Origin of the sequence: Paenibacillus sp. FSL W8-1187 (genome assembly GCF_037965485.1) — a bacterium.
In the GTDB taxonomy this organism is placed as follows: Bacteria; Bacillota; Bacilli; order Paenibacillales; family Paenibacillaceae; genus Paenibacillus_O; species Paenibacillus_O pasadenensis.
The window spans coordinates 1,242,443-1,254,982 of the sequence record NZ_CP150181.1 but is presented as its reverse complement, the minus strand read 5'-3'; the positions used below and the strand labels follow the sequence as shown (position 1 = coordinate 1,254,982).

Below are 12,540 nucleotides of genomic sequence, written 5' to 3'. Positions count from 1 at the left end.
CAGCCTCTCCCTTCTCCGTCATGATGGGTCCTGCCTATCGCCTGTCTTCGGTCCGCAGCGCCGGTCCAGCTCGACGGCGAACAGCCGCTCCAGCTCCGCCCGCTCCAGCCCGGCGGCCAGTCCGGCGTCGACGGCCGCGCGGATCGCTTCCTCGGCCGATTGCCGCAGCTGCCTCGTGCCCGCCTCGGAATCGACCTTGGCGACAAAGGTGCCGCTGCCCTGGCGAGAGCGCAGCAGCCCCTCGGCCTCGAGATCCTGATACACCCGCCGGATCGTGATGAGGCTGCAGCCGAGCGACTGGGCCAGCTCCCGATTGGACGGGAGCAGCGTATTTTCGGTCAGCTGCCCGCTGACGATGAGCGCCCGCAGCTGCGATTCGATCTGATGATACAGCGGTTCCGCGCTGTTGTCGTTGATTTGGATGGGAAGCCGCACGGCCGCACCTCGTTTCGTTCGTTATCGCCCTCAGGCGTGCAGGCTGCGCCTGCCGATCGAGCGCGCCATCAGCCGCTGGACGACGAGCGTGACCGCCGCTCCCGCGGCTGCCGTCGCCAGCATCGGCAGCCAGCGGCCGGCCGCGGCCTGCTCCAGCGCCCAGCGCATGATCTCGAAGCCGCTCACGGAGAGGACCACGCCGACGCCGATGAGGACGACCGTGACGACGGAGCAGAAGAACAGGTAGCGCTTGCCGTCCATCACGATCTCCATCCAGGCGTACAGGCTCCCTCCCGCCGCCGCATAGCCGATCCAGAACAGCGAGTAGAGCGCCATCCCGGCTGGATCGACCTCATGCCTCAGCACCATCGCGTATTGAAGGACCAGCAGCAGCAGCAGCGACGGCACGAGCAGCGACAGCATCGTCAGCAGCCGGCCGGCCGCGATCTGGCTGCCGGTGATCGGCAGCTGCCTCCATGCGGCGAGCTTGCCGGACATATAGTTCAGCCGCCATCCGCCCAGCGTCGCCCGGTTCAGGAAAAAGCCGAAGCAAGGCAGAAGCGCCAGCATGATGAAATTGGCCGCGCCGCCCGGGTACCAGGCGCCGTCCCTCGCCTGCGGCTCGGTCACATCGCCGAGCAGCGGAATGGTCATCAGCGTGAAGTACAGCACCAGGATCAGGTTGAACCAGGATCCGTGTCCGGCCAGGCTCCATTCGTATCGGGCCAGCCTGACGGCCCCTTTCCACGTGCTCACTTGCGTAGCCTCCCTGTGCGCCCCGGCCGCCAAGCGGCCCTATTCGGTCTATATAATGTATATATCTTTATATACACTATACACAGCGTTTCCTGCTTCTGTCAATAGGTCGAGACGATAAAAAACCCGCATCGCCCCGCCTCCTCGGCGGGTTCGATGCGGGCTGCCGCATGCGGCGGCGCTGGTCACAAGCGATCGCTTGGACGCGGCGCAATTCAATCGTTCGGCCAGCTCGGCCAAGAGGCGGAGCGGCGGCGCTATCCGCCACGGACCGGCTCGCCCCGACTAGACGGATTCGGCCGCCTCGGCCTTTTCCTTCAGCCGCTCCAGCTCCTTCGACACCTTTTCGATCATGCCGATGAACAAGCCGAGCTCCGTGGAGCTCGCCGCCTGCTCCTGCGCCGCTCCCGACGTTTCGGCGGAGAGCGCCTGCACGCGGGACAGCGCGGCCGTGATCGCCTCCAGCTTGTCCTGGATGAGGTCGAGCGACTCCTTGGAGTGCCGGGCAAGCTTGCGCACCTCGCCGGCGACGACCTCGAAGCCTCGCCCGGCCTCGCCGGCCCGAGCCGCCTCGATGGCGGCGTTGAGCCCGAGCAGATGGGTCTGCTCGGAGATGCCGTTCATGACCGAGCCCATCGATTCGATGCCGCCGATCTGCTCGCCGAGCAGATCCAGCTGCGCCATCGTCTGCTCCTGCGATTCTACGGTCCGCACCGCCAGGCGGCCGACCGTATCGGCGCTGCGGCCGACCTGCTCCATGCCGGCGGCCAGCTCCTGCACGGCGGCGTTGACTCCGTGCAGGATGTCGCTCTGGCTGTCGCTGATGCGCTGCAGCTTCGCCTTTTCGTCCCGCTCGTACGCCTCCAGCACGAGCTGGGAGTCGAGGTTGAACATCTTGGTCAGCGCATGCAGCACCGGCCGCCAGCGGTCCGGCAGCGCCGCCGCCAGATGCGCGGAGGCGAGGTCGAGATAGATCATGTACGTGCCGAGATACCACTGGCTCGTCAGTCCGATCCGCGAGTGGATCGCGCCAATCTTCAGCCTCTCCTCGAAGTAGCGTTCATCGATCGCGCCCTCCGTCATCGACAGGAAATAGCGCTTCTGCGCCCCCATGAGCCGGTCCAGCGAGCTGTGCCGCTCGATCAGCGCCTTCAGCTCGGGCTGCCGCACGATCTGCCCGTAAAGCGCCTCCACGATGCCGTCGGCCGCCTCCTCGAAGACGGGCGCCGCTCCCCGCAGGAGCTGCAAGTCCTCTTCCTTCAGTCCGATGTAGTCCAGCTGTTTCTGCCTTGCTTCGGATAAGGCGATCACCGTGTCCATCTCCTTGTTGCGCGATGTAGTACCATCTGACTCATATCGGATTGCGATCCGGGAAAATGAAGGGCGTCCGCCGCCAGGCGGACGCTCCTGCCTCCTGCTGCCGGACGCGCTCAGCGGCTGCCGGCGAGCAGCTCCTCGACCTCATGCGGCCTCGGCAGCGCCGCGATCGCGCCCGGCCGCGTCGTCGTAATCGCCGCCGCCGCGTTGGCGTAGGCGAGCAGCTCGCGCGCCGCCCGCTCGTCGATGCCGGAGCGGAAATCCGGCCGCCGCTGCACGCCGTACAGCAGCGCTCCGATGAACGAGTCGCCCGCCGCCGTCGTATCGACCGCCTTCACGGCATGGCCGGGCACGTCCGCGCGGAAGCCGCGGCTCAGCCACGTCGCGCCCGCCGGGCCGCGCGTGTAGATGACATGCTCGACGTCTCCGGCCAGCAGCGAGCTCAGCGCCTCCTCCTCGTCGTCGATGCCCGTGATGAACGCGAGCTCCTCGTCGCTGATCTTGACGATCCGCGCGAGCGGCAGGAACTCCAGGATCGCCTGGCGGCAAGCTTCCGGCGACGGCCAGAGCGGCAGCCGCACGTTCGGATCGAAGCTGACGATGCCTCCCGCCTCGCGGCACCTGGCGATGGCCGCTCGATGGGCCTCCTTGACCGGAGCGTCGATGAGGTCGACCGAGCAGAAGTGGAGCACGTCTCCTGCCGCGAACCAGTCGCCGATCTCCTCCGGCCGCAGCAGCATGTCCGCGCTCGGGCTGCGGTAGAAGCTGAAGTCCCGGTTGCCGTCTTCCTTGAGGCTGACGAACGCCAACGCCGTATTCGCCTCGCGTGTGCGAAGGACGCGCGTCGTGTCGACGCCGACCTCGTCCATCGTCTCTACGAGGAAGTCTCCGAACGCATCCTCTCCGAGCTTGCCGATGAAGGCGCTGGCTCCGCCGAGGCGGGCGACCGCGCAGGCGACGTTGGCCGGAGCGCCGCCCGCCGCTTTCGAGAAGGCCGTCACCTCCTTCAGTCCGACTCCCTTCTCCGCCGGAATCCAGTCGATCAGCGCTTCTCCGATTGTGAACACGCGACTCATCCTTCGCCTCTCCTCTCGATGCTTCCGATGCTCGGCCATCACCCTTGATATGCGCATTATAGGATGAGCCGGCATCATGTGTCAAACGTTTGACATGACAGCTGAAAAATAAGCTCTCCCGCGCGGCCGAAGCCGCCTCGGAGAGCATCAGGTCGTGCCGCGCTGGACCAGCGTGACCGGCAGCGGCCTCGCCGGCTCGAGCGGAATCCCCTCCAGCTGCCGCACCAGGCAGTCGACCGCCAGCGCCGCCATGTCCGCAAGCGGCTGGCGGATCGTCGTCAAGCCGGGCTGCAGCCAGCGGCTGACGCCGGAGTCGTCATAACCGACGAGCTTGATCCGTTCCGGCACGCGCCAGCCCGCCTCGGCGCAGGCTCGCAGCGCATAGGCCGCCATCAGATCGCTCGTAAAGAACAGTCCGTCCGCCCGGGGATGCTGCTTGAGCACGCGCGCCATCAGCTTCGGATAGCCGGTCTCGTCCAGCGCGTCCCCGACCGTCTCGACGATGTCGGCCTGCACGCCGGCTGCGCGAGCGGCTTGCAGGAAGCCGCTCGCGCGCCCGGCCGTGAACATGTCCGGCTTGTAGCGGCCGCTGACCATGATGAGCCTGGAGCAGCCTCTCTCGATCAGATGCTCGGCCGCGAGGCGCCCTCCCTGCTCGTTGTCCGAGGTGAACCACGGAATGTCGGGCGAGAGCCTGCGGTCGAAGCTTGCCATCGGCGCCTTCAGCTTGCGGTATTCCTCGACGTCCAGCTCATGGCTGCCGAGGATGATGCCGTCGACGCGGTTGCGCGCCAGCAGCCCGAGCAGCTCCCTTTCCTTGGATGCGTCGAACCCGGAGTGGCAGAGCATGAGCTTGTAGCCGCGCTCGCAGGCCGCGGCCTCGACATGATGGGTCAGCTCGCCGAAAAAGGGATGCGCCGTCGTCGGCACGATCAGGCCGAACACATGCGACTGCTTGCGCAGCAGCGAGCGGGCGATCTCGCTCGGCTCGTAGCCGAGCTCGTCCATCGCCCGCCGCACCTTCGCTCTCGTCGCCTCGCTGATATAGCCCCGGTCGTTCATGACCCGGGATACCGTCGTCACGGACACGCCCGCTCGGGCCGCGACATCATGGATGGTCGCCATGCGCAGCGCTCCTTACAGCCGGAACAGGATGTCGAATACCGGCTTCGTATGTCCGCCCGGATACATGATGTACAGCATGATGTAGACCGCCACGCCGGTGATCGCGGTGATGAACCAGATGACCGAGGTGACGCGTCCGAGCCGGCGGTGCTTGGCGAACTTCTCCTTGAAGCCGAGCGTGAGCGTCGTGATGCCGAATACGGCTGCGACCGTCGCCAGCACGATGTGGAAGATCAGGAAGACGTAATAGTACGGGGCGAGGCTATCCGGGCCGCCCCAATCCGTATTGCCGACAAGCAGCGTACGGGACGAATAGATGATGAAGAACACGATCGCGGCGATGGCGCCGGCGATCATCATTTTTTTGTGGGCCTCGAGCCGGCGCTTGATCGCCAAGCTCCAGCCGATGGCGACCAGAATGGCGCTGACGACGATGAAGAATGTGCTGATGGTCGGAAATAACGTGTACAGATCCAAGCTGATTCCTCCGCTTCGGGATGTAGGCGCGCGAGCCGTCCGGTCAGACCGGATCGGCTCCGCGCACGTCGCTGTCGTTGCCGGCATTTTCGTGGCGGTACCACTGGGCGAAGATGATGCCCAGGATGCAGCCGTACATGATCTCCTGTACGAGCTTCATCAGGATGCCGCCGAGCTGCTGGTCTTCCTTGGCGCTCATGAGGTTGAAGAACATCGGCCCCTGGAAATTGTCCAGCAGCCATTTTGTGTCGCCGGAGACGCAGAAGCTCATTGCTTGCGCCCAGACGTTCGGATCGTTGTACACCGCGTACATGGACTCTCCGGCGAAGATGATGAGCGCGCAGGCCGGCGTCAGCAGCACGCCGCTTGCGAATACGTAGGCCATCTTGCGCAGGCCGTTCAGGCGCGTCCACTCCGGCACCGGAGAGGTGATCTGCCACCACATGATCATCGCGGCGATGAAGAGCGCCAGATAATACGCCTCATGCAGCCAGTAGCGCGTCATCACATAGTCATGGATGTCCGGCAGATGGTAGAGCGAGAACAGGACATTGAACAGCAGCAGAGAAAAGATCGGGTTCATGACCGGGCTCAGCCGCTTCCAGAACGGAGCGCCGAAGGCCGAGCGCCATATGTACGCGGGCGTGCCCAGGATAAGGAGCGGCGGCGCGATCAGATAGCTGATCGACATGTTCGCCATATGGAAGCTGAACATGAGATGGCCGAGCAGATTGAGCGGTCCGCCCTGCGCGAGATAAAGCAGCACGAGGCCGGATACGGCCATCACCTGCTGCCAGAAGCTCGGCCGTTTCTCCAGCGGATGATGCTTTTGCCTCCACGGTCCGATCAGGTAGAAGTAGCCGATCAGCATCGCCAGCATAATGAAGAGCAGCCAAGGGCTCCAGAGCGCCTTGAAGCTGAAGTATTCGAGTCCAAGCATAACGATTCATCTCCTTCAAGCTTACTTTACCGGATGCGGACAGCCAAGGCAAAGGGCAATATTGCGAACGCTGTCATGCCCGCCGCCAAAATAAAAAAGAGGAGGTCTGCGGGCAGACGCTCCTCTATGGTCATGCGCGGCTTACCACCAAGTCCAGTATTCCGCCATGATGACAATCGTAAACACGACGAACACTCCGGTGAGAATGCCGACGATCGGGAACAGATGTCCCCGGTCCTTCATATGCATCCAGAAGCCCATCTGGATGATAACCTGCAGCACGGCCATGACGAGCAGCAGGATGTACGTGAAGGAGGCGTTGATCTCTCCGCCGATGACCGTCGCGAAGGCGACGAGCGTCAGCAGCATCGAGAAGATGTAGGCGACGATATGCTTGCGCGGGCCTTCGTGCTTATGCCGCTTGGCGGGTTCTTCGGAATGGGTCGTATGATTGGCTGCCATTCGTTACCCCACCTTTCCCATCAGATAGACGACGGTGAAGATGAATACCCATACGACGTCGATGAAGTGCCAGTACATGCCGGCGACGTATACCTTCGGAGCCGTCACGACCGTCAGTCCCTTGCGGTAGACCTGCCCGATCAGGAGCGAGATCCACACGATGCCGAACAGGACGTGCGCGCCGTGGAAGCCGACGAGCGTATAGAACGACGAGCTGAAGGCACTCGTGCTGAACTTATGTCCCTCATGGACGTAATGGAAGAACTCATAGATCTCGAGGCCGAGGAAGCCGAGGCCGAGCACGACCGTCACGATCAGCCACAGCTGCATCGACTTCACCTGATTGCGGTGCATCGCCTGGATGGCGAACACGCTCGTCAGGGAGGAGGTCAGGAGCAGCACCGTCGCGATCGCGACGAGCGAGAGCTTGAACAGCTCCTGGCTGGTCGGGTTGCCGTCGCCGACCTGGTCGCGGAGCGCCAGGAAGGCGGAGAAGAGGGTGCCGAACAGCACCGTCTCGCCTCCGAGGAACAGCCAGAATCCGAGAACCTTGTTGCGTCCTTCCAGGGTCGCGCGTTCCGGCTCATGAGGCAGCTGGCCGTCTAGATGCGAATGTGCGCTCATGCCTTAACCCCCTTGCCCGTAATTTCATCCGGCTCGATGTGGAAGCCGTGGTCGTCCTTGAGGGAACGGACCACCATGCAGCCCAGCGTAATGAGCAGGCCGGCGCCTGCTACCGCATGCGAGGCGAACAGGTCGTGCATGATGCCGGTCCATTCGTTCTCGGCGTACATGAAGCCGTAGCCGGCGATGAACAGACCGAGCGACATCAGGAACGGCAGGATCGACGGAGACGGCATATGGATCGGTCCGATCGGCTCGGCCGGCGTCATCGCGTCGTTGCCATCCATTTTTTCTTTCCAAAGCGCGTCGTAGCCGCGGACGAGCGGAGTCTGCGCGAAGTTGTATTCCGGAGCCGGGGAAGGAATGGACCATTCGAGCGTGCGGCCGTCTTCCCACGGATCGTCGCCTGCCGTTTTCGGCTTGGCGGCCGTGACGATGATGTTGATGATGAACAGGATCGTGCCGACGCCCATCAGGAACGCACCGATCGTGCTGATCAGGTTCATCGTGTTGAAGCCCAGTCCGTCCAGATACGTCCAGACACGGCGCGGCATGCCGAGCAGGCCGAGGAAGTGCTGCACGAAGAACGTCAGGTGGAAGCCGATGAAGAACGTCCAGAACGTCAGCTTGGCGAGACCCTCATTCAGCATGCGGCCGAACATCTTCGGCCACCAGTAGTGGAGGCCGGCGAACAGGCCGAGCACGAGGCCGCCGACGATGACGTAGTGGAAGTGGGCGACGACGAAGTAGCTGTCATGATATTGGAAGTCCGCCGGAGCGGCCGCCAGCATGACGCCGGTGACGCCGCCCATGACGAACGTCGGGACGAAGCCGACCGCGAACAGGTTGGCAGCCGTGAACTTGATCGAGCCGCCCCACATCGTGAAGATCCAGTTGAAGATCTTGATGCCGGTCGGCACGGCGATCAGCATCGTCGCGATGGAGAACAGCGCGTTGGCTACAGGACCGAGGCCGACCGTGAACATATGGTGGGCCCATACCATGAAGCCGAGGAAGCCGATCAGCACCGTCGCGAACACCATCGAGCTGTAGCCGAACAGGCGCTTGCGCGAGAAGGTGCTGATGACCTCGGAAATGATGCCGAAGGCCGGAAGGATCAGGATATAGACCTCAGGGTGACCGAAGATCCAGAAAATATGCTCCCAAAGGACGGTATTGCCGCCGCCGCTGACTTCGAAGAAGTTTGCGGAGAACAAGCGGTCGAACATCAGCGCGACCAGGCCGACCGTCAGCGCCGGGAAGGCGAACAGGATCAGCGCCGAGGTGATGAACACGGTCCAGGTGAACATCGGCATGCGCATGAAGCTCATGCCCGGAGCGCGCATGTTGATGATCGTGACGAGGAAGTTGATGCCGCCGATCAGCGTGCCGATGCCCGCGATCTGCAAGCCGAGGACGTAGTAGTCGACGCCTTTGTGCGTGCTGTAGGTCGGGCTCGCCAGCGGCAGGTAAGAGGTCCAGCCTGCATCCGGCACCGCCTGGGCGATCCAGCTGAGGTTCAGCAGCAGGCCGCCGAACAGGAACGTCCAGAAGCCGAGCGCGTTGAGGAATGGAAACGCGACGTCGCGCGCTCCGATCTGCAGCGGCACGATGGCGTTCATCATCGCGAAGATGACCGGCATCGCCGCGAGGAAGATCATCGTCGTGCCGTGCATCGTCAGCAGCTCGTTGTATGTATCCGCTCCGACAAAGTCGTTGAGCGGCTTCCAGAGCTGGACCCGGATCAGCAGCGCCTCGAGGCCGCCGATCAGGAAGAAGAATCCACCGGCAATCAGGTAAAGGATGCCGATTTTTTTGTGGTCAACAGTCGTAAGCCAGTCCATAAGACCGGTATAACGCTTGACCGGATGTGCATGAGCCAAGGCTGGTACCCCCTTCATTACCGATAGGTTATTGCTCCACGTTCAGCTTGTATTCCGACAGATACTTGGCGATGCCTTCGATCTGTTCCGGAGTCAGGTCAACCTTCGGCATGGAGTTGCCAGGCTTAACCGCTTGCGGATCTTCGATCCAGCGCTTCAAGTTGTCATGCGTCGTGCCTTCGTTCTTGTACTGCGGGTCGTCCGTATTGACGAGGATGCCTGCGATGGTCTCCTTGTCGCCGATGCCGGTCAGGTTCGGATACAGCTGCAAGCCCTTGTCGCCGACGGCGTGGCAAGTGAGGCATTGCTTCTCGAACACTTCGGCGATCGCCGGATCGGCCGGCAGCTTGCCCGGCTCCTTCATCGCCGCTACCCAGCGGTCGAAGGCGCCTTCGTTGACGGACTTGACCTTGAAGTCCATCAGAGCATGGGAAGGTCCGCAAAGCTCGGCGCATTTGCCGAGGTAGACGCCGTCGTGATCGGCGCTGAAGAACATCGTATTGACGTTCGCGCCCGGGTTCGTGTCGATCTTGCCCGCGAGCGCCGGAATCCAGAACGAGTGGATGACGTCGGCAGACTTCGCCTGCACCGATACCGTCTTGCCCGTCGGGATCATGAGCTCCTGGGAGGTCTTGATTCCGTATTGCGGGTATTCGAATTCCCACCAGTATTGATGAGCGGTTACGATGACTTGAACCGCATCGGGATCTTTCGTGTAGTCCTTGGCCAGGCCGAATACATGCTTGACCGTAGGCACGGCGAGGATCAGCAGCAGCACGATCGGAACGACCGTCCAGATGATCTCCAGCTTGTGGTTGCCTTCCACCTGCACCGGAATCTTGTCGTTCGGACGCCGACGGAACTTGACGATGACGTAGAACGCCAGCGCGAATACGACGATGACGACGAGCACCATGATCAGAATGGACAGCTTCATCAATCCAAATTGAGCTTCCGCCACCGGACCTTGCGGATTTAGAGTGGACAAATCCTCCCGTCCGCAAGCGGACAAGAGCAAGGCCATCCCTGCGAGCAGCGGCAGGAGACGTCGTGCAAGGTGCCACCTTTTCATCATTCATCAACCCCACTTTTGACATTTTAGCCATTTGCCCAAGCAAAAACGGAGAACCGCCGGAGGGCGGCTATCCGTTTACGGAATCAATTTAGAAGTTGGAAAACCCGCCGGCAAAAGCCGGTTAAACGCTTTCTCTTCCTTATGTACGGCTTGCGGCAAATGCTTCATGCACAGCTGTAAAATGGCAACTCCTGCATGTCAATTACACTTTATTAAATATAAAGTTGAAGCCCTTGATTGTCAATGTTCCACAGAGAGTTCACAAATTGTTCTCAAAGCTGTCAAAAAAGCGATTTCGCGCGATTTGACCGGTCTTGACGGATGTTTCTCCCGCCGGCTCCTTATCATTTTTAACCAAAGCCGTGGGCATTTATGTATGCTCCCGAGGACGCATATTTGAAGCTCTGGAGCGAACCCTAACGGCATGGCTCGAAACTCTGAAGGAGGCCTGATGACCGATGCCAATCCCGCGCAAGACCGCCCTGCTCCACTCGCTGCTCGTCCTGTCGATCGCCGCTTCGGGCTGCGGCTACAAGCAGCTCGTGCAGGACAGCGACCAGAACTACGGCACCCGCCAGAAGAACGATCCGAAAGCGTACGGCAGCAAGATGTACGGCAAGTCCGGCTCCACCCCCGGCCAGCACGACAACCGCTTCATGGAATACAGCGCCCATCTGTCGCGCGAGGTGACGGGCCTGAACGGCGTCGCCCAAGGCATCGTCATGCTGACGGACCGCAACGCCTACGTCGGCATCGTGCTCGACTGGACCGCGACCCAGCCCGTCAAGAGCGGCAGCAAGATCATGCGCGAGCAAGACAACGGCGGCTGGATGGAAGGCGTCTACGACAACAAGACCGGCAGCGACACCTGGACCAACCGCCAGCTCGTCACGCCTTATAATTCCTACTTCTCCGTCAACGACCACAACGAGCTGTCGTCCAAGCTGAAGCAGACGATCGCCATCCGCGTGCGCAAGCTCGCTCCATCCGTACAGGAGGTCCATATCACGGCCAATCGCGACGTCGTCAACCAGTTCGTCGAGTACGCGCGCGAGTCATGGGGCGGCCGCGATCTGAACCGCTACGTCAAGCCGTTCAACGTGCTCGTGCAGAAGCATTTTGTCGGCGGAGCCGCCATGCCGGTGCCGCTCAACCTCATCAAGGAACGCGCCGCGAAAGGCAAGAGCGTCGAAGGAACCTCGATCTCGCAGAGCGGCCATGCCGGCAGCAACCCGAGCAGCGGCAGCTTCGGCAGTCCGGGACTGGCGCGCGGCGAGAAGCCGCGGCGCTGACAGCCCTCGTTCTGTTTCTTCATATTATATAGTAGCTATTCGAGCGGGAGGTCACTTCAGCTCCGGCTGCGCCTGGCGAATCACTTGCTTCAGCTGGCGCGAGCAGGAGAGAAGCGCCTCCCGCTCTTCTTCGCTGCGGGCGAACCGGCCGAACTGCTCGAAGTCCGACTCGCATTGCTGCAGCGTCTGCAGCAGCTGCTGGCGCGCGGTCTGCTTGGCCGGAGCGAGCGATCCGTCCTGCGAGCCGGTCTGCACGTCCAGCTGGCCCTGATCGTCGATCTGGGCGAGGAATACGCTATCCGGCTTCACCTTGAGCTTCGCCAGCTCATGGCGCAGCCACTGCTCGTCCTTGCCGGTGCTGCGGAGCGGCTCCTGAAGAACCTCGCCGTCCATCATGACGGTCTGCGGCTCCGTCTCCTTCGACATCTTCCAGCCGAGCATGGCGGGCGTGAGCGGCTGGTTCTCCTTTTTCAGCAGAAGGTTGATCTCTCCGCTCTTCTCCATGACGGCGAATTCGACCTCCGCCACCTTGAATACGCTCTTCTTGCGCAGCTGCTCGAGCAGCTCGTCGAGCGTGATCCGCTCCTTGAACAGATTCGTCTCCAGGATGGACCCGTTCTTGATGAGCACCGTGCCTTGCCCGTCCGCGATGCCGCGGACCCAGCGGCTCTTGAGCGTCCAGAACTCGATGCCGACGGATACGATCGTCCAGGTGCCGATGGCGACGAACCCCAGGTACCACTCTGTATCGGTGTCGAGCGAGATGTAGCCGGCGATGTTGCCGATCGTGATGCCGGTAATGTATTCGAACAGGGACAGCTGGGAGATCTGCCGCTTGCCGAGCAGCTTCGTCACGAGGAACAGGACGACGACCGAGCTCAGCGTTCGCAGAATAATCTCGAGCCATAACGACATTCAGGCTCCTCCTTCCTTCCGTATGTTTCCTAATCTGCTCCAATCCCCTTACGTCCATGCGCGCGAAAAAAAGTTGTTGCCATCCTCACCTTCAAGATGGTAGGATATTTTTCCGCTCTCTGCCGCATTTCACCTTATTTTCCGGACATTTCAGGATGATCTT

At 61.9% G+C, this 12,540-nt stretch carries 13 protein-coding genes; 1 reads left to right on the top strand and 12 read right to left on the bottom strand.

Annotated features, from left to right (window positions below; genetic code table 11):
* Positions 1-18: 18 nt before the first annotated feature.
* The 11 genes from NYE40_RS05470 to coxB form a co-directional block, all read right to left on the bottom strand.
* Positions 19-435 carry a GntR family transcriptional regulator gene (locus NYE40_RS05470; protein ID WP_028600342.1) on the bottom strand — a complete coding sequence of 139 codons (417 nt, stop codon included), beginning with the start codon at positions 433-435 and terminating at the stop codon, positions 19-21.
* A 30-nt stretch (positions 436-465) separates the two neighbouring features.
* On the bottom strand, positions 466-1,191 hold the full coding sequence (locus NYE40_RS05465; protein WP_028600341.1) for a hypothetical protein: 726 nt from the start codon (positions 1,189-1,191) through the stop codon (positions 466-468).
* Positions 1,192-1,476: 285 nt separating this feature from the next.
* The gene (locus NYE40_RS05460; RefSeq protein WP_028600340.1) at positions 1,477-2,502 is read right to left on the bottom strand and encodes a globin-coupled sensor protein; all 1,026 of its coding nucleotides are present in this window, start codon (positions 2,500-2,502) and stop codon (positions 1,477-1,479) included.
* A 119-nt stretch (positions 2,503-2,621) separates the two neighbouring features.
* Positions 2,622-3,584: a PfkB family carbohydrate kinase gene (locus tag NYE40_RS05455; RefSeq protein WP_028600339.1), complete on the bottom strand. Its 963-nt coding sequence runs from the start codon at positions 3,582-3,584 to the stop codon at positions 2,622-2,624.
* 147 nt (positions 3,585-3,731) lie between these two features.
* Positions 3,732-4,709: a LacI family DNA-binding transcriptional regulator gene (locus tag NYE40_RS05450; protein ID WP_028600338.1), complete on the bottom strand. Its 978-nt coding sequence runs from the start codon at positions 4,707-4,709 to the stop codon at positions 3,732-3,734.
* A gap of 12 nt (positions 4,710-4,721) precedes the next feature.
* The gene (locus NYE40_RS05445) at positions 4,722-5,186 is read right to left on the bottom strand and encodes a DUF420 domain-containing protein (protein WP_028600337.1); all 465 of its coding nucleotides are present in this window, start codon (positions 5,184-5,186) and stop codon (positions 4,722-4,724) included.
* Positions 5,187-5,229: 43 nt separating this feature from the next.
* Positions 5,230-6,126, bottom strand: a complete 897-nt coding sequence (gene ctaG / locus NYE40_RS05440) for a cytochrome c oxidase assembly factor CtaG (RefSeq protein ID WP_028600336.1) — start codon at positions 6,124-6,126, stop codon at positions 5,230-5,232.
* Between the two features lie 141 nt (positions 6,127-6,267).
* Positions 6,268-6,588 carry a cytochrome C oxidase subunit IV family protein gene (locus NYE40_RS05435; RefSeq protein WP_028600335.1) on the bottom strand — a complete coding sequence of 107 codons (321 nt, stop codon included), beginning with the start codon at positions 6,586-6,588 and terminating at the stop codon, positions 6,268-6,270.
* A 3-nt stretch (positions 6,589-6,591) separates the two neighbouring features.
* Positions 6,592-7,212, bottom strand: coding sequence for a cytochrome (ubi)quinol oxidase subunit III (locus NYE40_RS05430; RefSeq protein WP_028600334.1), 621 nt, complete (start codon positions 7,210-7,212; stop codon positions 6,592-6,594).
* Positions 7,209-9,113 (bottom strand): cytochrome c oxidase subunit I, encoded by a 1,905-nt coding sequence (gene ctaD, locus NYE40_RS05425; protein ID WP_043111810.1) that lies wholly within the window; start codon positions 9,111-9,113, stop codon positions 7,209-7,211. The genes NYE40_RS05430 and ctaD overlap by 4 nt, the downstream gene beginning before the upstream one ends.
* A 10-nt stretch (positions 9,114-9,123) precedes the next feature.
* A complete protein-coding gene (coxB, locus tag NYE40_RS05420) occupies positions 9,124-10,170 on the bottom strand; it encodes a cytochrome c oxidase subunit II (RefSeq protein WP_028600332.1) in 1,047 nt (348 codons plus the stop codon).
* Between the two features lie 458 nt (positions 10,171-10,628).
* Between coxB and NYE40_RS05415 the strand changes: the two genes are divergently transcribed.
* The gene (locus NYE40_RS05415; RefSeq protein WP_180968456.1) at positions 10,629-11,462 is read left to right on the top strand and encodes a hypothetical protein; all 834 of its coding nucleotides are present in this window, start codon (positions 10,629-10,631) and stop codon (positions 11,460-11,462) included.
* Positions 11,463-11,513: 51 nt separating this feature from the next.
* Here the strand turns inward: NYE40_RS05415 and NYE40_RS05410 are convergent, their stop codons facing one another.
* Entirely contained in the window at positions 11,514-12,377 is an 864-nt protein-coding gene (locus NYE40_RS05410; protein ID WP_101808622.1) for a DUF421 domain-containing protein, read from the bottom strand.
* Positions 12,378-12,540 lie beyond the last annotated feature (163 nt).

Excerpts from the sequence above, each read along its gene's own strand:
- NYE40_RS05455 (WP_028600339.1), bottom strand. The coding sequence starts at position 3,584 with ATGAGTCGCGTGTTCACAATCGGAGAAGCGCTGATCGACTGGATTCCG.
- NYE40_RS05450 (WP_028600338.1), bottom strand. The coding sequence starts at position 4,709 with ATGGCGACCATCCATGATGTCGCGGCCCGAGCGGGCGTGTCCGTGACG.
- ctaG (WP_028600336.1), bottom strand. The coding sequence starts at position 6,126 with ATGCTTGGACTCGAATACTTCAGCTTCAAGGCGCTCTGGAGCCCTTGG.
- NYE40_RS05435 (WP_028600335.1), bottom strand. The coding sequence starts at position 6,588 with ATGGCAGCCAATCATACGACCCATTCCGAAGAACCCGCCAAGCGGCAT.
- NYE40_RS05430 (WP_028600334.1), bottom strand. The coding sequence starts at position 7,212 with ATGAGCGCACATTCGCATCTAGACGGCCAGCTGCCTCATGAGCCGGAA.
- ctaD (WP_043111810.1), bottom strand. The coding sequence starts at position 9,113 with ATGAAGGGGGTACCAGCCTTGGCTCATGCACATCCGGTCAAGCGTTAT.
- coxB (WP_028600332.1), bottom strand. The coding sequence starts at position 10,170 with ATGATGAAAAGGTGGCACCTTGCACGACGTCTCCTGCCGCTGCTCGCA.
- NYE40_RS05415 (WP_180968456.1), top strand. The coding sequence starts at position 10,629 with ATGCCAATCCCGCGCAAGACCGCCCTGCTCCACTCGCTGCTCGTCCTG.
- NYE40_RS05410 (WP_101808622.1), bottom strand. The coding sequence starts at position 12,377 with ATGTCGTTATGGCTCGAGATTATTCTGCGAACGCTGAGCTCGGTCGTC.